General features: G+C 52.7%; 21 protein-coding genes and 1 pseudogene. 1 reads left to right on the top strand and 21 read right to left on the bottom strand.

What is annotated here, in order from left to right:
- Positions 1 to 93: 93 nt before the first annotated feature.
- The 15 genes from AAFJ72_RS09725 to AAFJ72_RS09655 all read right to left on the bottom strand — a co-directional run bounded on the left by AAFJ72_RS09725 (position 94) and on the right by AAFJ72_RS09655 (position 14753).
- A complete protein-coding gene (locus AAFJ72_RS09725) occupies positions 94 to 1053 on the bottom strand; it encodes an ABC transporter ATP-binding protein (protein ID WP_122904159.1) in 960 nt (319 codons plus the stop codon).
- Between the two features lie 14 nt (positions 1054 to 1067).
- Complete coding sequence (locus AAFJ72_RS09720; RefSeq protein WP_122904158.1) at positions 1068 to 2063, bottom strand: ABC transporter ATP-binding protein; 996 nt, start codon at positions 2061 to 2063, stop codon at positions 1068 to 1070.
- Positions 2064 to 2077: 14 nt separating this feature from the next.
- Positions 2078 to 2995 (bottom strand): ABC transporter permease, encoded by a 918-nt coding sequence (locus AAFJ72_RS09715; RefSeq protein ID WP_122904157.1) that lies wholly within the window; start codon positions 2993 to 2995, stop codon positions 2078 to 2080.
- Between the two features lie 7 nt (positions 2996 to 3002).
- Entirely contained in the window at positions 3003 to 3935 is a 933-nt protein-coding gene (locus AAFJ72_RS09710) for an ABC transporter permease (protein WP_122904156.1), read from the bottom strand.
- A gap of 237 nt (positions 3936 to 4172) precedes the next feature.
- Positions 4173 to 5822, bottom strand: a complete 1650-nt coding sequence (locus AAFJ72_RS09705) for a peptide ABC transporter substrate-binding protein (RefSeq protein ID WP_432777171.1) — start codon at positions 5820 to 5822, stop codon at positions 4173 to 4175.
- A 112-nt stretch (positions 5823 to 5934) separates the two neighbouring features.
- Positions 5935 to 6405: an Lrp/AsnC family transcriptional regulator gene (locus AAFJ72_RS09700; protein ID WP_122904155.1), complete on the bottom strand. Its 471-nt coding sequence runs from the start codon at positions 6403 to 6405 to the stop codon at positions 5935 to 5937.
- 330 nt (positions 6406 to 6735) lie between these two features.
- The gene (locus AAFJ72_RS09695; RefSeq protein ID WP_432776916.1) at positions 6736 to 8043 is read right to left on the bottom strand and encodes a pyrimidine-nucleoside phosphorylase; all 1308 of its coding nucleotides are present in this window, start codon (positions 8041 to 8043) and stop codon (positions 6736 to 6738) included.
- A 24-nt stretch (positions 8044 to 8067) separates the two neighbouring features.
- Complete coding sequence (locus AAFJ72_RS09690) at positions 8068 to 8877, bottom strand: purine-nucleoside phosphorylase (protein WP_432776915.1); 810 nt, start codon at positions 8875 to 8877, stop codon at positions 8068 to 8070.
- A 62-nt stretch (positions 8878 to 8939) separates the two neighbouring features.
- Positions 8940 to 10112 (bottom strand): phosphopentomutase, encoded by a 1173-nt coding sequence (gene deoB / locus AAFJ72_RS09685; protein ID WP_432776914.1) that lies wholly within the window; start codon positions 10110 to 10112, stop codon positions 8940 to 8942.
- 168 nt (positions 10113 to 10280) lie between these two features.
- Positions 10281 to 11168: a site-specific tyrosine recombinase XerD gene (xerD, locus tag AAFJ72_RS09680; RefSeq protein ID WP_122904151.1), complete on the bottom strand. Its 888-nt coding sequence runs from the start codon at positions 11166 to 11168 to the stop codon at positions 10281 to 10283.
- A gap of 88 nt (positions 11169 to 11256) precedes the next feature.
- A complete protein-coding gene (locus tag AAFJ72_RS09675; protein ID WP_122904150.1) occupies positions 11257 to 11496 on the bottom strand; it encodes a DUF4227 family protein in 240 nt (79 codons plus the stop codon).
- Positions 11497 to 11759: 263 nt separating this feature from the next.
- Positions 11760 to 12224, bottom strand: a complete 465-nt coding sequence (locus AAFJ72_RS09670; protein WP_122904149.1) for a Fur family transcriptional regulator — start codon at positions 12222 to 12224, stop codon at positions 11760 to 11762.
- A 94-nt stretch (positions 12225 to 12318) separates the two neighbouring features.
- Complete coding sequence (gene spoIIM / locus AAFJ72_RS09665) at positions 12319 to 12954, bottom strand: stage II sporulation protein M (RefSeq protein ID WP_432776913.1); 636 nt, start codon at positions 12952 to 12954, stop codon at positions 12319 to 12321.
- A 57-nt stretch (positions 12955 to 13011) separates the two neighbouring features.
- Positions 13012 to 14190: an endonuclease Q family protein gene (locus AAFJ72_RS09660; RefSeq protein WP_432776912.1), complete on the bottom strand. Its 1179-nt coding sequence runs from the start codon at positions 14188 to 14190 to the stop codon at positions 13012 to 13014.
- Entirely contained in the window at positions 14190 to 14753 is a 564-nt protein-coding gene (locus tag AAFJ72_RS09655) for an NUDIX domain-containing protein (protein WP_432776911.1), read from the bottom strand. Before AAFJ72_RS09655 ends, AAFJ72_RS09660 begins: the two co-directional genes overlap by 1 nt.
- Positions 14754 to 14857: 104 nt before the next feature.
- Here AAFJ72_RS09655 and AAFJ72_RS09650 point away from each other — a divergent pair.
- Positions 14858 to 14902: pseudogene (locus AAFJ72_RS09650) on the top strand (hypothetical protein); the annotation flags it as partial.
- A gap of 10 nt (positions 14903 to 14912) precedes the next feature.
- Here the strand turns inward: AAFJ72_RS09650 and AAFJ72_RS09645 are convergent.
- The 6 genes from AAFJ72_RS09645 to AAFJ72_RS09620 all read right to left on the bottom strand — a co-directional run bounded on the left by AAFJ72_RS09645 (position 14913) and on the right by AAFJ72_RS09620 (position 23040).
- A complete protein-coding gene (locus tag AAFJ72_RS09645) occupies positions 14913 to 16118 on the bottom strand; it encodes a DUF3866 family protein (protein ID WP_432776910.1) in 1206 nt (401 codons plus the stop codon).
- A 118-nt stretch (positions 16119 to 16236) separates the two neighbouring features.
- On the bottom strand, positions 16237 to 17361 hold the full coding sequence (locus AAFJ72_RS09640) for a M20/M25/M40 family metallo-hydrolase (RefSeq protein WP_122904143.1): 1125 nt from the start codon (positions 17359 to 17361) through the stop codon (positions 16237 to 16239).
- Positions 17362 to 17462: 101 nt separating this feature from the next.
- Complete coding sequence (mce, locus tag AAFJ72_RS09635; protein WP_432776909.1) at positions 17463 to 17876, bottom strand: methylmalonyl-CoA epimerase; 414 nt, start codon at positions 17874 to 17876, stop codon at positions 17463 to 17465.
- A 387-nt stretch (positions 17877 to 18263) separates the two neighbouring features.
- Positions 18264 to 20411 carry a copper amine oxidase N-terminal domain-containing protein gene (locus AAFJ72_RS09630; protein ID WP_432776908.1) on the bottom strand — a complete coding sequence of 716 codons (2148 nt, stop codon included), beginning with the start codon at positions 20409 to 20411 and terminating at the stop codon, positions 18264 to 18266.
- 277 nt (positions 20412 to 20688) lie between these two features.
- On the bottom strand, positions 20689 to 22035 hold the full coding sequence (locus AAFJ72_RS09625; RefSeq protein WP_432776907.1) for a dihydrolipoamide acetyltransferase family protein: 1347 nt from the start codon (positions 22033 to 22035) through the stop codon (positions 20689 to 20691).
- Positions 22036 to 22056: 21 nt separating this feature from the next.
- Complete coding sequence (locus AAFJ72_RS09620; RefSeq protein ID WP_122904139.1) at positions 22057 to 23040, bottom strand: alpha-ketoacid dehydrogenase subunit beta; 984 nt, start codon at positions 23038 to 23040, stop codon at positions 22057 to 22059.
- Between the last annotated feature and the right edge of the window lie 10 nt (positions 23041 to 23050).

Raw genomic sequence — 23050 nt, 5'->3', positions numbered from 1 at the left:
TTCCTTCTATCGACTTCTTTTCAAGAGTTTCCCTTGCTTTTATGAAAGGGAAGCGAGTCCCGGCATTCGAGAACTCGCTTTCCTCAAGAAAACTTAATTGTACAGGTGACAAGCAGCGAAGTGTCCTGGCTCGACTTCCTTCCATACTGGCACAGCTGCTGCACATTCCGGCATTGCTTTCGGGCAACGTGTACGGAAATGGCATCCGCTTGGAGGGTTCATCGGGCTAGGTACATCGCCCTGCAGCACAATGCGCTCGCGGTTGCGCTCAACCTCCGGATCCGGGATTGGAATGGCAGACAGCAGAGCTTGCGTGTATGGATGCAGCGGCTTTTCATACAATGCGTCACTTTCAGCCAACTCCACCATTTTCCCCAGGTACATCACCGCTACCCGGTCAGAAATGTATTTCACCATCGACAGGTCATGGGCGATGAACATGTAGGTCAATCCCATTCTTTCCTGGAGCTGTTCAAGCAGGTTCACAACCTGCGCCTGAACGGATACGTCGAGAGCGGAAATCGGCTCGTCGCAAACAATAAACTTCGGTTCTACAGCCAGGGCGCGGGCAATCCCGATACGCTGGCGCTGACCGCCCGAAAACTCGTGCGGGAAACGGTTCATGTGCTCAGGGTTCAGGCTGACCAAAGAAAGCAGCTCCTGGATGCGTTCTTTGCGCTTTTGACCGGTAGCAAGACCGTGAATGTCGAGGGCTTCACCGATGATGTCGCCAACGGTCATACGCGGATTCAAGGAAGCGTACGGGTCCTGGAAGATCATCTGCATGTTGCGGCGCATCGCCTTCATTTCCTGATGGTTCAATTTCATGATGCTTTTGCCTTCGAAGAGGACGTCGCCATCCGTTGCGTCATACAGGCGAAGAATCGTGCGGCCCGCGGTGGACTTTCCACAACCAGACTCCCCTACTACCCCGAGCGTTTCTCCCCGTTTGATTTCAAAAGAAATATCATTTACAGCTTTCAGTGTATTATCGCCAATGGTAAAAAACTTTTTCAAATTGCGTACTTCAATGAGTGTATCACGGTTATCCACTGTTTACCCTCCTCCTACGATCCTGCGCGATTCTGAGCGAGCGGGTGCTGCAGCCAGCATGCTGCTCGTTGGGTTGTGCTGATTTGATTCAACTCAGGATCGATCTCCTGGCAAACGCGCATGGCCGATTCGCAGCGGGCAGTGAAGCCACAGCCCACTGGCGGACGAAGAAGATCCGGCGGCGTTCCGAAAATCGGAGTGAGCGGCTCATCACGGTTCAAGTCGAGACGCGGCACGGAGCGCAGCAGACCTTTCGTGTACGGATGTTGCGGGTTGTAGAAAATATCATCTACGGTTCCCGTTTCAATCACTTTTCCGGCGTACATCACGATTACGCGGTCGCACATCTCCGCGACGACACCAAGGTCATGCGTAATGAGAATAATGGATGTACCTGTTTTCTTTTGCAACTCTTTCATCAAGTCCAAAATCTGCGCCTGAATCGTTACGTCCAAAGCTGTTGTCGGCTCATCGGCAATCAACAGCTTTGGCGAACAAGCCAGAGCGATCGCAATCATCGCCCGTTGGCGCATACCGCCGGAAAACTCGTGTGGATATTGCTCCACACGTTTTTCCGGTTGCGGGATGCCGACCATGGTCAACAGCTCAATCGCACGATCACGAGCAGCTGCACGGCTCATGTTTTGGTGCTTGATGAGTCCTTCGGCAATCTGGTTGCCAACGGTCATCGTCGGGTTCAGCGAAGTCATCGGGTCCTGGAAGATCATCCCGATCTCTTTTCCGCGAATGGATTCCATTTCTTTATTGGATTTTTTGACGATATCCTCTCCGTTAAAGAGGATTTCGCCTTTTTTAATCTCGCCTGGCGGCATCGGGATCAGCTTCATCAAGGTTTGGGCGGTTACGGATTTCCCGCAACCGGACTCCCCTACAATCGCCACTGCCTCCCCGCGATTTACGTGAAAATTGACGCCTCGAACGGCTTTGACTTCACCTGCATAGGTATGGAAGGAAACTTGCAGGTCTTTTACTTCGAGAATGCGTTCCATATCGATGATCCCTCCTATTTACGCAGGCGTGGGTCTACTGCGTCGCGCAGACCGTCACCAAACAAGTTGAATGCCAGAATGGTTACGGAGATGAATACAGCCGGGAACATCAACCGCCACGGATAGTACTTCATGGCCGGCAGTCCTTCAGACGACATCGTGCCCCACGAGGCAACAGGTGCCGCAACCCCCAAACCGATGAAGGACAGGAAAGACTCTGCGAAAATCGCAGTCGGTACAGTCAAGCTCAAGGTAACGATGATTGGACCCAAAGCGTTTGGAATCAGGTGTTTGAAAATCAGACGGCCGCTGTCAGCACCAAGGGAACGCGCTGCCAGCACGAATTCTTGCGACTTGAGCTGCAAAATCTGCCCGCGCACAATCCGGGCCATCCCAATCCACCCCGTTATCGTCAGAGCGATAATGATCGTGCCGACCCCAGGGGATAAAACGACCATCAACAAAATGACAACGAGCAAGTACGGGATTGCGAACAAAATATCTGCGATACGCATCATGATCTCGTCTACTTTTCCGCCATAGAAGCCGGCAATACCGCCCCAGATGACACCGATAATCAAGTCGATGAAGGCAGCAGCCAGACCAACCTCCAAGGAAATGCGAGCGCCGTACCAAATACGGACGAACATGTCGCGTCCCAGGTCATCTGTACCAAACCAGTGCTCAGCGGATGGCTTTTTGTTTTTGCCAGCCAAATCCGTTGTGAAATAGTCGTTGCTAGACACCATCGGAATCACGACCGCACAAACAATCAGCGCGACGATAAAGATCAGGGAAGCCATCGCGACTTTATTCATTTTCAGGCGACGCCATACATCCGCCCAGAAGGAGAGGCTCGGACGTTTGATCTCTTCGGCCTGACGAAGATCAACCGAAATCGGTTCAAAATGCTCTTTTGTCAAATGCTGCATTTTTACATTACTCCCTTCCTGCGTCTGCGAGTTTGATTCGTGGGTCTATCAAGGTGTAAGCGATGTCTACAATCAGGATCATCACTACGAGAATGATGGAGTAGAAGACCGTTGTCCCCATGATAACCGTGTAGTCGCGGTTAGTGATGGACAATACGAATTCACGACCCAGACCAGGAACCCCGAAAATACGCTCGATAACGAATGCACCCGTCAGGATGTTGGCAATCAATGGACCAAGGTAAGTAATGACCGGCAAGAGCGCGTTGCGGATCGCGTGCTTTACCGTAATGGTAAAGGTGTGCAGACCTTTTGCTTTTGCCGTTTTGATGTAGTCTTGTCCAAGCACTTCAATCATATTGGAACGCGTCAAACGGGCGATAAAAGCCATTGGAGACGCGGAGAGTGCGAGAGATGGCAAAATCGTGTATTCGAAGCCTTCCCACTTTGCGATGGGCAAAAGGCCCCATTGAATCGCGAAGAAATATTGATAAAATGATGCCAAGATGAAACCTGGAACGGACAGCCCCAAAACTGCTATCACCATGGCGGAGTAGTCTTGCCACTTGTTATGCTTCAGTGCGGCAATCACACCAAGGATAATGCCTCCGAAGATTGCCAGAAGCAACGCCTGTGCTCCCAAGTGCGCGGATACCGGGAAACCGCGGCTAATCATTTCGTTTACGGTCGAAGATTTCTCAGTGAACGATGGGCCCAAGTCCCAAGTAATGACACCCTTCAAGTATTCAAAGTACTGCTCGTGTAGCGGCAAATCGAGCTTGTATTTGGCCTCTAGTGCCGCTTTAATCTCCTCCGGCACGTTTTTCTCTGATGTAAATGGTCCACCAGGTACTGCTTTCATGATGAAGAAGGTGGCCGTTACGATCAGGAAAAGCGAGATGAGCATGAAAAAGATGCGCTTACCAAGATAACGGATCAACAAACTTACCCCCTTGACAGATTTGATTGCTTTCACGTCCCATCTTTACACTGCGGACGTTACCGACACAGTGCAAAAATCGGCTGTGTAAATAACCCAAATGATTGCTTGTATTTTTCTCTCTGTTTTTTGTTGCCGGATGATTGCCGGCAACGATTTATGGGAAGGGATTGCATAGCAGAGGGTATATGGGTTTCCATATACCCTCTGACGCAATACCTGATTCCTTTGGTTAGATTACTCTACGTATGCCCATTTCCAGTCGACGTCGCCCAGACCGCCAATGACAACGCCTTTGACGTTTTCCTTCTGTACCCAAGAGTTGGTATAGAAATAAATTGGTATGATTGGCATTTCGTCCATCAAAATTTGCTCTGCATCCGCAAGAATTTTCTTGCGTTTTTCCGGATCGGCTTCCAGAGCGGATTGGTTCAGGAGCTCCTTGAACTTCGGATTTTCCCAACGCGTATCGTTGTTTCCACCATATTTGTCCTTGTACAGCTCCAGGAAGTTGATTGGATCGTTAAAGTCGCCGAGCCAGCCCATGCGGCCGATCTGGAAGTTACCCTCATGCATGTCTTCCAGGTACACTTTCCACTCTTTGTTTTCCAGCTTCACTTCTACGCCAAGGTTTTTCTTCCATTGGTCCTGAATCGCTTCTGCGATCTTTTTGTGAGCTTCGGAAGTGTTGTACGACAAGGTAATTGGCGGCAGCTTGGTCAGGCCTTTTTCTTTCATGCCTTCTTCCAGCAGCTTTTTCGCTGTTTCCAGGTCGTTGTCCTTGAAGTAGCCGTTCGGGTTCAGCACCATGGATGGCGGTACTGCGCCTGTTGCCGGGAGTTGTCCGGTCTGCAGGATATTGTCAATCAGGGCTTGACGGTTAATCGAGTACGCGAAAGCTTTCCGAATCTTCACATTATCAAACGGAGGTTTTTCCACGTTGAATTTATACCAGTACGTACCTGCGATTGGCTGAGTCGTAATTTTGCCTTGATCCTTCAGCGCAGGAATCGCGTCTGTCGGCAACGCGCTCATTGGCGCACCCGCCCAATCCAGTTCTCCGTTTTCAAACATGGACAATTCGGTGTTCTCGTCCTCTACCATGGAGAACTCGATGCGATCGAGCTTCACGGCATCCTTGTCCCAATAGTTTTCGTTTTTCACGAGCACGAGCTTGCTTTTGTGCTCCCAGGATTCCATTTTGAACGGTCCGTTGCCCACGTGGGTTTTCGCTTCGCCAGCCCACTTCTCATTGCTTTCGAGCACTTTTTTGTTAACAGGGAAGTAGGTCGGGAAAGCGGTCAGCTCCAGGAAGAATGGAGTTGGATTTTCAAGCTTTACTTCCAAAGTCTTGTCGTCCAGTGCCTTCACACCAACATCATCAAGCTCGGCTTCGTTTTTGTTCGCTTTTTCACCGTTTTTAATATAGTAGAGCTGATAAGCGTAGTTTGCACCGGTTTTCGGATCGAGTGCCCGCTTCCAGGCGAACTCGAAGTCGTGTGCTGTTACCGGATCGCCATTGCTCCATTTTGCGTCGCGAATGGTGAACTTGTAGGTCAGCATGTCCTCCGAGACTTCTACTTTCTCGGCAGCAGCCTCATGCGGCTTTCCGTCTGCTCCGATGCGAGTGAGACCGTCAAAGGTAGCGCGGATAATCGCTGCGGAGGTCGTGTCTTCAGAGAGACCAGGGTCAGCCGTAGGTGGCTCAGAGTGCAGGTTCAATTTCAGAACTTGTGGTTTTTTCTCTGCTTCTGGTGTTGCCGCTGGCTGCTCGCTGGACGTATTGTTCGCTGGTGCCGGTGCAGCTTGCTGGCCGCCGCCGCAACCTGCCAATGCTGTACCCAATACTGCAATCGAGCTTACAAGTGCAAATACATTCTTTTTCAACGCAATAACCCCCCGTACTTTTTCTTTTTTGTCTTTTTTCAGAAAATAAAAGACGATAAAAACGAACATGGCCCGAAGCTTCCTGAATTCGGTTAGAAGGCATCAACCCCTTTCACTGCAGGGTCACTTCGTCATCGTGAACGATAGAGAAGGAATCTTTGTACTGCTTCAGTTCAAGCGAAACATCAGCGGCGACGATCCCTTCAATTTGTGAGAGTCGTTCATTGACGAATGTGATCAGCTCATCATTGCTATGGAAACACGCTTGGATAATCAAGTCGTGCTTACCGCTAAACGCACCCACAAACCGGACGGCAGATAATTTGCTCAATTCTTCTGCCACATTTTGTTGCAAACCCAGTTTTGTGGTTAACCCGATAATCGCCTGTACTTTCAGCCCAAGCTTTGCCGGGTCGGGTTGAATCGCGAATTGAAAGACCCCATCCTGCAGCAGACGGGTAATTCGAGATCGGATGGTTCCCTCGCTCACGCCAAGTTGGTGCGCGATTTCTGTATACGGGATTCGTCCGTCTACCTGGAGAATTTGCAGAATCTGCCTGTCAACATGATCCAGCTTCCTCATAAATACGTTTTTCCGGGGACCTCCATCCATTTTTTGCGAAATTCGAAATAATCTTAAACAATTTGTCTGATACATTAAAAGTAATCTGAAATGTTAGCGGTGTCAACGAAATTTGACAAGTAGAAATATAAAATATTATAAAGTGTAGCCTAACAGTAAAAAATATTTTATATAATCAAACAAGCAATCCCTTCTCCTATTGAAAAGGAAAATGACAATTTAATCAACTATATTTTCTCGAGAAACTGTATTTTTACACAAAAGAAGAGTGTGCACACCCAAAAATAGCACACTCTTCTTTTGGTTTATCCTTCAATCAATCCGTGCGATTTACGCCTCGACGATTTTATAAATCAGCGGCTGTGCAGCCGGAATTTCTGTCGAAATCGTGTAAGCATCTTCCAGTTCTTCCAATGCGCTTTGCAACAGCTTCTCGTCGTTTGCATGGATCGTTACCAGAGTCTCTCCGGCACGAACCTGATCGCCACGTTTTTTATGCAGCACAAAGCCCACAGCCAGATCGATCGGCATTTCCTTGGTCAAACGGCCAGCTCCCAATACGACAGAGGCATGCCCGACCGCTTCTGCGTCAATCGCCTCTACATAGCCATCCTGCTTTGCGACAAACTCATGGATGATGTTCGCCTGCGGCAGACGGGACAGGTCGTACACGTCGGCTTTGTCGCCGCCCTGCGCTTCGACCATTTCGGCCAGCTTGTCCACGGCTTTTCCGCTCGCCATCAGCTCCTCCAGCTTGCCCCGGCCTTCCTCGACGTTCGATACGAGTCCACCCAAAACAAGCATGCGCGAGCCAATCGAGAGCACAAGCTCGGTCAAGTCTTTCGGCCCTCTGCCCGCAAGCGTCTCTACCGCTTCCTTCACTTCCAGCGCATTGCCCACAGCAAAGCCCAGCGGCTGGTTCATGTCGCTGATGACCGCCACTGTTTTGCGTCCGACCTGGCTGCCGATCGCTACCATCGCTTTCGCCAGTGTTTCTGCTTCTTCCAGGTTTTTCATGAACGCGCCTTTGCCTACTTTCACGTCAAGCAGGATTGCGTCGGCGCCTGCCGCAATCTTTTTGGACATGATAGAGCTTGCGATCAGCGGAACCGCTTCTACGGTCGCGGTCACATCGCGCAGCGCGTACAGTTTTTTGTCTGCCGGAGTCAGATTGCCGGACTGCCCGATGACAGACACGCCAATATCACGCACCTGCTGCAAAAACTGCTCGCGTGTGCGCTCTACTTGGAAGCCGCGAAACGACTCCAGCTTGTCGATGGTGCCTCCCGAGTAGCCCAGGCCACGGCCCGACATTTTCGCTACCGGAATGCCTGCTGCCGCCACCAGCGGAGCGACGACAAGTGTCGTCTTATCGCCTACTCCCCCTGTGCTGTGTTTGTCCACCTTGATACCTTCAAGCGAGGACAGGTCGAGCTGCTCGCCCGATCCTGCCATGGCCAGTGTCAAATCTGCTGTCTCGCGCGCGGTCATGCCTCGGAACAAGACCGCCATGGCCCATGCGGACATCTGGTAATCTGGAATGCTTCCGTTTGTATATCCGTCTACGAGGAACTGAATTTCCTCGGTTGTCAGCTCGCCGCCGTCCCGCTTTTTGGCGATAATATCGACCATCCGCATAGAGAATCCCCTCCGCCTTGTTCTTTACAGTTTCGCTACGATGCCGTTGACCAGTGCCAAAAACTGCGTTTTTACCTTTTCGGTCGTTTCCATTACTTCTTCGTGCGAAAGCGGCTGTTCGAGAATGCCCGCAGCCATGTTGCTGATGCAGGAAATGCCAAGTACGTTCACTCTCATGTGACGTGCAACAATCACTTCCGGAACAGTCGACATCCCGACAGCATCGCCGCCGAGCAGACGGAGCATGCGGATTTCTGCCGGTGTCTCATAGCTTGGACCGAGCAGACCCACGTACACGCCTTCGCGAAGCTGGATGCCTTGCTCAGCCGCTACCTGGTGTGCCAATTGGCGCAGCTCTTTGGAGTACGCTTCGGACATGTCAGGGAAGCGTGCGCCAAGCTCGTCGTCGTTTGGCCCGATCAGCGGGTTGCGGAAGGTCATGTTGATATGGTCGGAAATCAGCATCAGATCGCCCGGTTCGTAGCTTTCATTAATGCCGCCTGCCGCATTGGTCACGATGATTGTCTCCACGCCCAAAAGCTTCATCACGCGGATCGGAAAAACGACCGCATCCAGCCCGTGGCCTTCGTAGAAATGAAAGCGCCCTTGCATGGCGACTACTTGTTTGCCTTGCAGCTTGCCGATGACCAGTTGCCCTTTGTGCCCGACTACCGTGGACACGGTAAAGCCAGGAATCTCGTGGTACGGAATGACGACCGGATTTTCGATCTCATCGGCCAGAACACCCAGCCCGGAGCCCAAAACAAGACCGATGGTAGGCTTTTCTGCCAGCTTTTGTTCAATAAACGCTACTGCCTCTTGAAAATTTGCCATGTGAAAACACTCCTCTTCGGTTACGTTTCTTCTATATATAATTGTTAATAATTACTTAACCTTTATAAATGGTTCAGGAAGCTTTTTCCAATCCGTGGAGCGGCTACGCCAAAGTTGTCCGCAATCGTCGCGCCCAGATCGGCAAATGTCTCGCGAATCCCCAGGTTTTCTCCGGCGCTGATCCCTTTGTGGTACACCAACAGCGGAACGTATTCACGCGTATGGTCGGTTCCGTGGTGGACCGGATCATTGCCGTGGTCAGCCGTAATCACGAGCAGGTCGTTTTCTTGCATGGCGGCCAAAATTTCCGGTATGCGCGCATCAAACTCCATCAGTGCCTGACCGTAGCCTTCCGGATCGCGGCGATGTCCGAACTTCGCATCAAAATCGACGAGGTTGACGAACGACAGGCCCGTAAACGACTGCTTCATCGTGGCGATCAGTTGGTCCACGCCATCCATGTTGTCTTTGGTGCGGATCGACTGTGTGATTCCTTCCTCCGCGTAAATGTCGCTGATTTTTCCAATCGCGATGGAAGCCAGTCCGGCATCTTGCAAACGGTTCATCACGGTCGGCTCGAAAGGCTTGACAGAGTAATCATGGCGATTGGCGGTACGGGTGAAATTGCCAGGTTCTCCGACAAAAGGTCTGGCAATAACGCGTGTGACGGCAAACTCATCGCGCAGGGTAAGCTCGCGCGCCACCTGGCAAATGCGATACAGCTCCTCCAGCGGCACGACGTCCTCATGGGCCGCCACCTGGAAAACGCTATCAGCGGACGTGTAGACAATGACAGCCCCTGTTTTCATGTGCTCCTCGCCCAGCTCGTCGAGAATATCCGTGCCGGAAGCGACTTTGTTGCCAAGCACCTTCCGCCCGATCCGCTGTTCGAATTCCGCAATCAGTTCGGCCGGAAAACCGTCCGGATACGTTCGGAACGGTGTAGCCACATGCAAGCCCATGATTTCCCAGTGGCCTGTCGTCGTATCTTTTCCCATCGAAATTTCCTGCATTTTTCCATAGTGGGCAGCTGGCGCTTCAACGGCAGGCACGCCTTTCAGCGGCGCAATATTTCCGAGGCCGAGCTTTTGCAGATTTGGCAAGGAAAAGCCTGCGACGCGCTCCGCGATATGGCCGAGCGTATTGGCTCCTTCATCGCGGAATTTGGGAGAATCCGGCTGTTCGCCGATTCCCACGCTATCCATAACGATCAGAAAAACACGTGAATAACGCAATGTTAACGCCTCCAGTTCAAAAAATGGATAAGGTTGCAAGCCAGGTCGTCAGACGTCTGACCTGATGGAGATAAGCTTGCTCCGCCTCAGACTCGGGCGGAGTCATCTGTCTGTCTTTTTTCCAGCGTTGGCAGGGGTATCTTCATCGTATCCCAACCCGCATCCCCCTTACGCGCGCGGATGCGTTTTGGCATAAACGTCCTTGATCCTCGTCCGGGTTACATGCGTGTAGATTTGTGTCGTGGAAATATCCGCATGCCCGAGCATCTCCTGTACCGAGCGCAAATCCGCCCCGTTTTCCAAAAGGTGGGTGGCAAAGGAATGGCGCAAGGTATGGGGTGTAATCTCTGCCTGGATATTGGCTTTCGCGGCGTAGCGCTTGATAATTTTCCAAAAGCCCTGACGCGTGATCTGCTTGCCCAAATGATTGAGAAACAGAGCCGAATCGCCAGTCCCTTTCACCAGCTTGGGACGTCCTGCCTGCAAATAGTGCCGGACCATCTCAATGGCAACGGAGCCAAGAGGTATAATCCGCTCCTTGGAACCTTTTCCCATACATTTGACAAAGCCCATATCCAGATTGACATCTGCCTTGTCCAGATTGACCAGCTCAGAGACGCGGATGCCTGTCGCATACAACAGCTCCAGCATCGCTTTATCCCGCAGCCCGGCCGGGTGATTGACAGGAGGGCTGTCCAAAAGCCGCTCCACTTCGTCGACCGAGAGCACTTTTGGCAGGCGCTTCTCCAATTTGGGTGTCTCCAGGTGGATCGAAGGATCTTTGTCAATGATTTTGTCCCGAACGAGAAACTGGTAAAAAGCGCGAATCGATGCCATATTGCGCGAAAGCGTCGACGTTGCCCGTCCCTTTTCCCGCAGCACGAGCAAGTAGCCGATGATGTGCGTCCGCGATGAATCCTCGATCCGGGTCACGCCCTGCTCTTGCAAATACGAGGTATAGGCGACCATGTCCCGCTGATACGATTCCAGGGTGTTGCGCGATAGCCCTTTTTCCACAGCAAGGAAATGGATAAATAGATCAATCAGACTGTCCATGAAGCTGTCCCCTTCAGGTGATAAGTATCCTGTATTGCTTTCCACATCGAGTAAAAATCTCCTGCTGCCCCTAGACAAAAAAGTGTAGTTACTCGCCTGTCAAATAAAAAAGCTGTAGGCGTGCCAGATAGCCGTCCAGGTCCTGCGTTTGCGAGGAATTGATGATTTTCACGACTTTCACCGCATTCCCGTGCGGCTCGGGGTAAGGGTCGGCAGGCAACAATTTTTCCGCAAGCAAGGTGATGATTCCGTAAGAGAGCAATGAACACGTCACAAGCAACAGCAAAAAGCGAAGCGCCTCCATCATCCGGCGATACGGGAAACCCATCCATCCACCTCCCTGCTCTTCATATGTATGCACTTGTCTCTTCGCCCATGCCGCCCCACAGCGAAAGCTCTCTCGGCACAGCTCGTCTGGCGGCGTGTACGGCCACGGCAACAGCCCCGCTGTCCGGTGACACTGGCCCCAAGCCCGGTCGCTAGTCTCGTCCCCGTAATTGTACTGTTTTAGGATGCCACAGGAAAACGCCTGCCATTACAAATGCACGAAAAGAGCAAAGAAAAAACTTCTCCGTTCCCAGAGAAGTTGGCTTATTTGAAGTCCTCCACGTTCACTTTGTCAATGCAGCGGCTGCAAATTCCGTAAAAGGTAAGGCGGTGGTCGGTAATGGCAAAGTTGTAAACAGTCTTGACTTTTTCTTCCGCGCTGACAAGCAAGTCTTCAAAAATCTCGTCCACAGTGCCGCAGTTGAGGCAAATCAGGTGATGGTGATGATACGCTGCATTGTCATCGCGCAGGTCGTATCTGGCAACGCCATCGCCAAAGTTCATTTTATGAAGGATTTTCAAGTCGCTCAAAAGCTCAAGCGTTCTGTATACGGTTGCAAGCCCGATTTCCGGTGCTTTCTCTTTTACCAGCAAATAAACATCTTCCGCACTCAAGTGGTCTTCTTCATTTTCCAGCAAGACGCGAACAGTGGCTTCACGCTGTGGTGTCAGCTTGTAGTTTTGTGAATGCAACTGTTGCTTGATTTTCTCTAATTTTTCTTCCAACATTAATGCCCCTCCCCGCTCGCATGAAACCTGTTCCTATTATAGTAGAGGGGCGTCGGGTAAGTCAAATACATGAGTTCTTACCTGATAATTATTCTTAATTAGCCAATTGGAGGACGAGCTGCATCAGCTTCGGCGACACAAACGTTTCAAACAAGGCGGCCAGCGTCAGCACCCCCAGCATGGAAATGACCAGCACCGTATAGCCCATAAAATGCGGCGCAATCACATCGCGCTTGCTCATCAGCCGGGTCTGGATCAGCCGGAGGGAAAAAGAAATGCCGCTCACGCCGATGATGAACAGAGCCGGAACGACCAGCAAATTTTGCGGAAGCACGCCCAGCATGGCGAACGTTACGCCTTTCCACTGCAACTGGCTGACCAGAAAGCCGACGGTAAACCCGACAACGACTCCCTTGAGAAACAGCATGAGCAAAAGCATCGGCAGACCGATGATCGACAAGCCCAATACCCACATGATCGCGACCGTCTTCGCATAGTGTCCGAACGCCTGCTGAAAATGGGCGCTTGTTTCCGGGATGCCGCTCGTGCTCAGGCTGTTAAAAAAATATTGCAGAAAACCGTACAGCTCCTGCTTTTGCGAAAGTGGCAGCGAGTTGACGAGCACGGCACCGAAAATAATCCCCATGGTAAACAGGACAATCGTGAACCAATAGAGCGACTGATGTTCTCTCATATAGGATTGGATAGTTTGTCCGACTCGTGAACGCACGGTTCGTCCCCTCCCGCTTCGCTGATTACTGTACAGCTTATGCGCCGGAGGTGAGCGCTATGACATTTCCGGCAAGATCACCTTTCCGTAAGTTCCCGCGCCGCCTTTTTGCACGTGCAATGAACCTGCTCTGCCTGCGACGATCAGCCTGGCAATTTTTTCGCCGACGACTTGTGCCAGTTCTTCCTCTGTCGCTCGGTGCACGACATTCATCTGCGTGCCAAAGGCGTGATACAGCTTGGCCAGCAGCTTTGGCCCGACGCCCGGAATGAATTCCAGCGGAAACTGCTCGATATACGGCGGACGAAAAGCCGGATGCTCGCCGGCTTTACAGTCTGCCAGCTCGTCAATGCGCGCAGCCACGCCGCGCACGATCCGTTTGTATCCGCACTCCGGGCATCTTCCCTCCGCGTTTGCAGGCAAAAGCGACTGACAGCCCTGGCAAGCTGTCTGATGGTATTTGCCCAACTGCGGATGCAGCCCGTAATTCACCGTTACCCCTCTGCCGCCCTCGCGGCGAATCGCCTTGACCCATTCGGCAAAAGAGCGCTGTTCCATCGCGATGCTTTGATACTCGCGGCCGATTTTGCCGAGTGAGTGCGCATCGGAATTGGTGAGAAACGTTTTGTCGTGCAACTCGTACAGCCGATCCGCCATGTCCGTGTTCGCGCTCAGCCCAAGCTCTACAGCGTAGATGCGGGTCGGATCAAGCACATCTGCCAAACGGTCGGTACAACTGCCGTACAGTCCCTTGTGTGGCGTGAAAATGTGCGCCGGAATGAGGATGCCGCCCATCTGTTCCACCGCATCCTGAAGCTCTTCGAGTCGAGCCGCCACACGCTGGGAGCTGAGCTGGACATTTTTGCAGCGCACAGAAAGCCAGTGTGTCCATTGCTGCATGTCAGCCAGCTTGGGCAGGTAGACGAGGAAGTGTGCCTCTCCCCGTCCCGGCTCCTTGATCTCCAGCTCACAGCCGAGAATCAGCATCGTCCCTTTGTATAAAATTCCTCCGTCGGGATGCTCTGTCGCCACTCCGGACTCCAAAAGCGACAGCAGCTCATCCTGCACCTCCGGCGAATGCGCGTCGATAATCCCGATCACATCCAGCCCCTTTTTTTCCGAAGCTTCCTCCAAAATTTTCGTCAGGGTCATCTGGCGCGACGCAGTAATTTTCACGGGCTTTCCTGTCCACGTGCCGCCGATATGAATGTGCATGTCGCAAAAATAAGTGTGCATTACCGCTTCAACTGCTTTCGAAGCAGCATGTTCTCCCAGGCAAACAGCGCCACGATGGTTTTCGCATCGCGAATCTCCCCGCTTCGATGCAGGGCATGCGCCTCTTCCAGCGTCAGTTCAAGCGTATCGACAAATTCATCCTCGTCCGGCTTGCTCTCGCCTTTTTGCAAACCAGTCGCCACAAACACATGCAGCATCTCGTCGGCAAAGCCTGGCGAGGTGTAAAACGAGCTGAGCGGCTCAAAGTGGCTCGCCATATAGCCAGTTTCTTCCTCCAGCTCACGCATGGCGCAGGTCAATGGCTCTTCTCCCGGCTCCAGCTTGCCCGCAGGAATCTCCACAATTGTTTGCTCCAGCGGCTTGCGGAATTGACGCACCGCCACCAGCTTGTTGTCCTCTGTCAGCGCCATGACGGCAACCGCTCCCGGATGATTGACGATCTCCCGCTTAGCTGTACGTCCGTTTGGCAAAAGCACCTCGTCAACCTTCAGACTGATAATCTTCCCTTGGTAGATCGGCTGGCTGGCAATTGTTTTCTCGTACAAGTGGTCTTGCTTGCTCACATTCATCATCCTTTTTTCAGCTTGATCGTTCTAAATCGAATCTCTGCTCCATAAGTTGGGAGCATGAAGCTTGTCCACACTCATTGTATCGGAGGAGATTGTGAATGAAAACCTATGTCAGCGAAAAGCACCTGCGGATGGTCGGAAAAGCATGGGAGATCAAGGCCGCTCTCCGTTCGTGGTCAAATAAAGAGCTAACGCTGCAAGCGTATTTGACGAAGCGGACAAACGCGACTCGCCGTTAGACATCTGCAGTGAGCCGAGGTACGAAAGGCTTTTCCACAGAAGATCGGCGGCCAAAACCGCTGTCTGAAACGGAACCGGGTCCTCCCGCCAGCTTCTGCCCATCGTCGTAAAGGGCAAGCCGTAGCCTTTTTCCAGCGCATCCAGGCGCGAGACAGACGGCGCAGGCCCAAATACAAGCGTGTGCCCCGCCCGGCTTTCTGTAATACTCACGAGCTGCTCTTCGATGATCGCATCGCGTTCGTCGCCAAGGCGCGGCATTGCCACCAGCACGGGGCAGAGGGCAAAGCGGCCGAGAATCGCAGTCGTATGGTGGCTGATGCCGTAATGACGGCTGCGCTGGTCGGCAAAGCTGATTCGTGGAACAAAAAACGGCGTTCCTCCCAGTGCCGTTACGGCGTGAATCACTTCTGCCAGCTGGACTCCGGAAAAACCGTAGGAAGTGCCCGTCCCAGCGACACCTGGTCCGAGCATGCAGACAATGACATCTGCCCGCTCCACATGGCGCGCAGCCAGCAAGCCGCTATGGATCGTCACCGCCTCGCGATCGCCGCCCCACGCATGTCCTGTCGTAATCGTCGCAGACAAGCTGCCCGTGCCCGTCAACTCCTGGACATGACGGCTAAGGGCGATCGGCAGCGAAGCCGCGTCGGGCATGACATAGACCAGCCGCAGCCTGGGGTCGTTTTCTTTTAACGCAAGGATGGCCGGCGGCAGCAGGCTGTGCAGCTCTCCGATGAGCACGGGCACACCGTCCAGCGACAGGTCCGGCTGCCGAAACAGGTCGTGAAAAGGGCTGGCCTGTTCTTCTACGGCGTCCACGGCGAGCTGCCAGGGCGAATAGCGCATTTTCATAATATGCCCCCATTTGCTCGGCATGACGTCTCGACCTGTGTGTTCGTCTGCCTTGCCGACGACGAGGTGATACCCGCCCGTCCCGAGTTGCAGACGGAGCGCCGTCGTGTTGAGCAGAAGTGTATCGCCAATGCGGTACTCCTCCCGGGAAAACGAAAGCGCCTTCTGCGGGCCCAAAGCCCCATCTGCCAGCTCGACCTCCAGCAGTTGCATTCCCGCGCGCTTTTCCTCTATACGAATGACCGTACCTGTCACCAGATGCAGCATGCTTCTCCCCCTCGTCCCGCTCCTTCCTACAGTCTATGACAGACAACGTTTGTCCCAATCATCCCGGCGAAAAAAAGCAAAAAGCGGAACCCTCATCGGGATTCCGCCAGCTTTGTTTCTATTGTTCCCCTACTTCTGCGATAATGGCGAGTACCAGCTCGGCCGCCTTGTTCAGCTCAGCGATTGGCATGCGCTCGTTTTTCGTATGAATTTCCTCGTAGCCGATGGCAAAGTTCACGCACGGGATGTTGTAGCCGTTGAACACGTTGCCGTCGCTGCCGCCGCCACTTGCAACCAGCTCCGGATTGCGGTCAATGCGCTTGACGGCTGCGATCGCTTTTTTCACGACTGGCGTTTCTTCATTGAATTTGTAGCCGTGGTACATGAAAATGACGTCATTCTCGCACGTAGCGCCCATCTCCGCTGCCGCTTCCTCGAACGCTGTGGTCATTTTCTTCACTTGCGCTTCCAGCTTGTCCATCACGAGACTGCGCGCTTCGGACCAGACTTCCACGTAATCGGTAACGATGTTGTACGCTTTGCCGCCTTCGAAGCGTCCGATATTCGCGGTGGTATCCTCGTCAATGCGTCCCAGCGGCATGCGGGAAATGGCCTTGCTGGCAACTGTGATCGCGCTGATTCCATCCTCCGGATTGACGCCAGCGTGAGCGGCTTTCCCATGGATTTTGGTCACAATCCGGTACTGCCCCGCACCTGCTACGGTAATTTTGCCAACAGGGCCTTCCGAGTCGAGAATGAAGCCCATCTCGGCTTTCAGCAGGCTTGCGTCCAAAGCGCGGGAACCGACCAGACCAGATTCTTCCCCGACTGTCAGAACCACCTGAATGGTTGGGTGAGGCAAGTTTTGTTCCTTCATCGTGCGAATGCCTTCGAAAATAGCCGCAATCCCCGCCTTGTCATCCGCTCCAAGAATGGTAGTGCCATCGGAATAGACGTAGCCATCGCGGATTTGCGGCTTGATGCCGTTGCCAGGCACGACGGTATCCATATGGCTGCTGAACAAAATCGTCGGGCCTTTTCCTGTGCCTTCCAGGGTCGCAATCAGGTTGTTCGCGCCATGGCCGGTCTTGGCCGCCGCGTCATCCTCTTCCACCGTAAAGCCCATCTCGATCAGCTTTTGTTTCAGCACCTTGTTGATTGCTGCCTCGTTTTTCGTTTCGCTGTCAATCTGTACAAGCTCCAGAAATTCGTTTAGCAAACGCTCTTCGTTGATCGCACTCACACTCGTTACCTCCCAATGACTTGCCCGATTTTGGTACATATTCACAGGTTTAAGTATACATCAAAAAAATTTTTTCTACCACGAAATCGCTTTCCATTCTTTTATGCTTTCGGATACTGGCACAGCTCATACAAAACGCCGCCTGCCGCCTTCGGATGCAAAAATCCGATCAAGGCCCCATGTGCCCCGTCTTTTGGCGTTTCGTGAATGAGCGCTACTCCTTGCTCCTTCAACTGCTGCAAGCGGCTGGCCACGTCATCGACATCGAAGGCAATGTGGTGAACCCCTTCCCCCCGCTTCTCGATGAACTTGGCAATCGGGCTATCGGAAGAAAGCGGTTCCAACAGTTCGATCCGGCTTTCCCCAATAGCCAAAAACGCTACGTTTACCTGCTCACTTTCGACTTTCTCCGTCCCGACCAATCTCAAGCCGAGCTGCTCCGTGTAAAAAGGAAGCGACTGCTCCAGGCTTTTCACTGCAATCCCGATATGGGCAATCTTGTTTGGTGCGCTCACATCCATCATCCTTTTCGCAAATGGTTGTCTCTTTGGCTACATTTCGGTACAATCCTGTTGAGGTCACACATGGATGCATGACTGAACATATTCAAGCTTGGTTCCCTTTTCATTCTAGCATAGCCGGAATCGAATTCACCCGATATTTTCCTCTCATTTGGTCATTTCCCGATTGGAAAGGAGGTTTTTCCAGCATGAAATTTCAGTCGCTGTTTGCGAAAATCCTGATCGGTTTGCTGATTCTCTCTCTCATCGTGCCGACGTTTTTTTATTATATGTAAGTATGTTGCAGGTACCAAAAAAGCGCGTTTGCTATTTTTTCAGGCAAAAACCCCCTGCCGCAGCCGTCATGCTGTGCAGGGGGTTTTCCATTCACTGCCGACCTTTTTACTTGTAAACGAATACGCTGGACGTCTTCGCATCCCAGCCTACTTTGTAGCCAAGGTTGTCAGTTACGGTGCGAACCGGGATCATTGGCATGCCATTTTTCAGGGCGACAGCAGCAGGCAAGGTGATTTCCTGAGTGCCCACTTTCGCTTTGTTGGAGCCAACGGTGAACTTCATGACTTTTGTTCCGCTGATAATCGCTACAGTCGAGTTGTTCCATTGGGTGGTCAACGCGAGCGCTTCCTTGAAGAATTGCGCTGGTACCATTGTCGTATTGCCGTTCGCGATGTAAGGCGCAACTTGCAACGGATAGGTTTTGCCGTGCAGGGTAAAGTTTGCTGTATTCACCTTGAACAGCGCTGCATTCGTCGGCACAGTCACTGCCGGCTGCTGCGGTTGTGTTGTCGGCTGCTGAGCCGGTTGAGCCGGAGCTGGCACGCCCACGCCTACTGCCCGCGCAAACAGCAGTCCTTTTTCTTCAGAAGTATAGACGCTGATGCTGTATGTGTTTTTCACAGCAGGGTTCACAATGTTGGCAGCAGCATTGATGCTGATGTTTGCCGCTGTTGCTGCCGGGATGTCCTGCGATGGGTAAACCAGGACGTTTTGGCCGCGCACTGCTACATAGTTGGCTGCCACGCCGTTTACGGTTACGTTTGCCGGAGCGATATAAGCCGGAACCTTGTATCCCGCAGGGAACACCAGCTCAATGAAATCGCGCTGCTTCACGAGTCCGACACCCAGACCTTTGATCGCTACATTGATACCTGTCGGTTTGCCAACTGCTGTCGACGTCAGGGCAATGGTAGCGGTGCTGTTGTTCACCGTGTTGCTCGGTGCTGGTGTCGTCGTAGGTGTTTGCGGCTGAGTCGGTGTCGGATTGACAACAGATCCGCCAATTGTAAACGCCTTGGACTCCAAAGTCTTGCCAGCAGCTGTCGCCTTCAGCGTGTAGCTGCCTGCTGTTTTCGGGTTCGTGATCCAGGCCGAGAAGGAAACGACCACTTTTACTTCGCTGCTGGCAGAGAAGTTGGACGGAGCCGTAATGTACACTTTGTTGCCGGCAGCACTTACGCGTTTCGCCGTTTTTCCGTTCAGCGTAAAATCAGATGCGGACAAAATGCCTGGAACCATGTCTGCGGACGGGAACTCCAGAACGATGTCTTCGTCTGCTTTCAACTGTTTGCTGCCGAAGTCAGCGTCAAATGTGTAGCTGGAGCGCGCTCCCGCAGACGGATCGGACAGGTTGACCGTAAAGCTGTTGGTCGATGTGCTGGTGCTGCTGCTCGAACCGGTGATTTCGAACTGTTCCGATTCGTATGTAACACCATCGTATTTGACTTTGTACGTGTACTTGCTGCCAGCGCTCGGGTTTTCGATGCCAGCAGACTTGCTGAATTCGAGGGTGATAAAATCATCTCCGTTAACGGAGCTTGGGACCTTGATTTCCACCTCGTCGTCTTTTACGTTGACGGTTTTCACAGAGTAGCCGTTCAACTTGACATCGCTTGCGTCGATTTTCGAAGGAAGCATGTCTTCATCCGGGAAAATGACAGTGATGTACTCGTTGGTTTCCAGCTCGTCGCTGCCTTTCAGCGAGATTTTGCCCAGCTTGACGCTTGTCTCCGCACCTGCTTGCTTGCTGCTGAGCGAGACGGAGTAGTCTTTTTTGCTGGAGCTGGAGCTGCTGGAGCTGCTTTTGATCGAGACGTCAGCGACTTCTTCATCCTCGCTGCTGGTTGATACAGCTACGTCATAAGTTCCCTTGTCATCCGGGTTTGTAATGCCGTCTTCAATCGAAATCGTAACCTTATCGCCATCATCGAGATCTTCGTCCAAGGTAATAATGACTTTTTTGCCGCTTACCTTGACGCTTTTCACATCGAAGCTAGCATCTATATCGCTCTTGCTGATACTTTTGCTCACCGTATAATCGGAATCGAACTCTATCGTGATGGTATCTCCCTTGCTCAGATCCTCTTCCAGCGTAAAGCTGATGTCGTAAGAGCTTTCCTTGTCAGCCCCATTGTCGTCCGGCTTCACGGACAATTTTTTCAATGCGTGAGCCTCTTGCGGTACAGCGACAAAAGGTGTAGCGGCCAGCGCTGATGCCAGCACTATTGGCAGTGCTTTTTTACTCTTCTTCATGTTTTTCCTCCCATAATTACCCGTAATCTGGAAATCATTCTCTAGCAGGTCGCTACCAGTCTACCATAAATGATATCTGGAGGGAATCTCTTCTATGGAAGATTCAGAGACTCCTTGGCTACTATTGCTAAGACGCATTCACCCACGAAAAAGTTACAGGCAAAATGCGTTCACAGGAAAATTTTTTTGCTGACTGATGACCATGCTTTTGACGGCCATAAGTGAAAAAACCAGGCCGGATTCGACCTGGTTGGTGTTGCTCACTTTTTGGCACCCATCAGTACAGCTTCGTATCCGGGCCGATGCTCTCCAGCTTTTGCTTCACGCTTTGCAGGAAGCGTCCGCAAATCAGCCCATCGAGCACGCGGTGATCGAGAGACATGCACAGGTTTACCATGGAGCGAACGGCGATCATGTCGTTGATGACGACCGGACGCTTCACAATGGATTCCACGCTGAGAATAGCCGCTTGCGGCGAATTGATGATCGGCTGCGACAAAACGGAGCCAAACGAGCCGGTGTTGTTGACAGTAAACGTACCGCCCGTCATGTCGTCCATCGTCAGCTTGCCGGCGCGTGTGCGCGCAGCCAGATCGTCGACAGCCTTGGCAATGCCGAGGATCGACTTCTGGTCGGCGTCCTTGATGACCGGAACGAAAAGCGCGTCATCTGTTGCAACCGCAATGGAAATGTTGATTTCTTTTTTCACGATGATTTTGTCGTTCGCCCATGTTGAGTTAATCATCGGATATTCTTTCAGCGCTTCGACAACCGCCTTGATAAAGAACGGCAGGAAGGTGAGGTTCAGCCCCTCTTTTTTCGCGAACTCGGCTTTTACCTGGTTGCGGAAGTTGACCAGATTGGTCACATCCACCTCGATCATCGTCCAGGCATGCGGCGCTTCGTGCTTGCTTTGCACCATCCGGTTGGCGATTGTCCGACGGATTGGCGTGACCGGAACAACCTGATCGCCAGTCGCAACCGGGATGTCGACGGAAGGCGCTGGCGTCGCAGCAGGCGCTGTTTGCGCTGGCGCTGCTGTCGGAGCCGGAGCTGCCGCAGGGGCTTGTGCTTCGGCCACTTGTTCAGCCGGCTTTTGGCCGCCTGCGTCAATAATTGCTTGCACGTCTTTGCGCGTAATCCGGCCGCCTGCTCCCGTGCCCACGACGCGGGACAAATCAATGCCATGCTGCTGCGAGAGCATCACGACGGCAGGCGAATAACGTTGCTTCGCTCCATCGTTTCCGGCCGCTTGCCGGGCTGGCGGTGCAGATTGTACAGTTGCTGCTGCGGCTGGAGCAGTCGCTGTGGTGCTCGCCTGTGTCGCCGCTGGAGCTGAGACGGGTGCATCTGCTTGTGCCGGGCTTGCTGATTCGCCCGCTGCACCACTTTCTTCTATATATAGGATCAATGTCCCGACTGCTACCGTTTCTCCTTCGGGAACGACGATCTCCGTGACTCGGCCGGATACGGTAGAAGGAACCTCCGCATTCACCTTGTCAGTCGTCACTTCCGCCAACGGATCGTATTTTTTGACGGTGTCGCCAACATTGACCAACCATTTGCTGATGGTCCCTTCGGTTACACTCTCACCGAGCTGGGGCATAAGTACTTTCGTTGCCATGATCTTTGGTCCTCCTCGCCTCTAAAAGTTGGCCAACTCGCGCATTGCTTCCAATACTTTTTCCGGGTTGAGCATGAAAAATTTCTCCATCGGCGGGCTGTACGGCATCGCCGGTACATCCGGTCCGCACAGACGCTTGATCGGCGCATCCAGATCAAACAGGCAGTGCTCGGCAATGATCGCCGCTACCTCTCCGCCGACGCCGCCTTCCTTGTTGTCTTCATGCACGATCAACACTTTTCCGGTCTTGGATGCCGCTTCGATAATCGCTTCCTTGTCCAACGGATACAGGGTGCGCAAGTCGAGAACGTGTGCGCTGATGCCCTCCTGTGCGAGCTTCTCCGCTGCCTGCAGGCAGAAATGCAGGGTAAGGCCGTAGGAAATGACGGTAATGTCTGTGCCCTCGCGCTTCACATCCGCTTTTCCGATTGGCAGCACGTAGTCATGCTCCGGTACTTCGCCCTTGATGAGACGATAGCAGCGCTTGTGCTCGAAAAACAGCACCGGATCATCATCACGGATGGCAGCCTTGAGCAGACCTTTTGCATCGTATGGCGTGGAAGGGGCCACGACCTTCAAGCCAGGAACGTTGGTGAACATCGCCTCAACCGACTGCGAGTGGTAGAGAGCGCCGTGCACGCCGCCGCCAAACGGAGCGCGAATCGTGATCGGGCAATTCCAGTCATTGTTGGAGCGATAGCGCATTTTCGCCGCTTCGCTGACAATCTGGTTCACAGCCGGCATGATGAAGTCGGCAAACTGGATTTCGGCAATCGGACGCATGCCGTAAGCCGCCGCCCCGATCCCTACGCCGACAATCGCGGATTCTGCGAGCGGTGTATCAATCACGCGCGCCTCGCCGAACTCTTCAATCAATCCGTTGGTCGCACGGAACACGCCGCCGCGCACCCCTACGTCTTCCCCAAGAACAAACACATTCGGATCGCGACGCATCTCTTCGCGCATCGCCATCGTAATCGCATCAATAAACGAAATGACTGCCATGAAAAGATCC

This window comes from Brevibacillus gelatini, assembly GCF_050920745.1.
GTDB lineage: Bacteria > Bacillota > Bacilli > Brevibacillales > Brevibacillaceae > Brevibacillus > Brevibacillus gelatini.
This window is presented reverse-complemented; position numbering and strand designations above follow the sequence as displayed.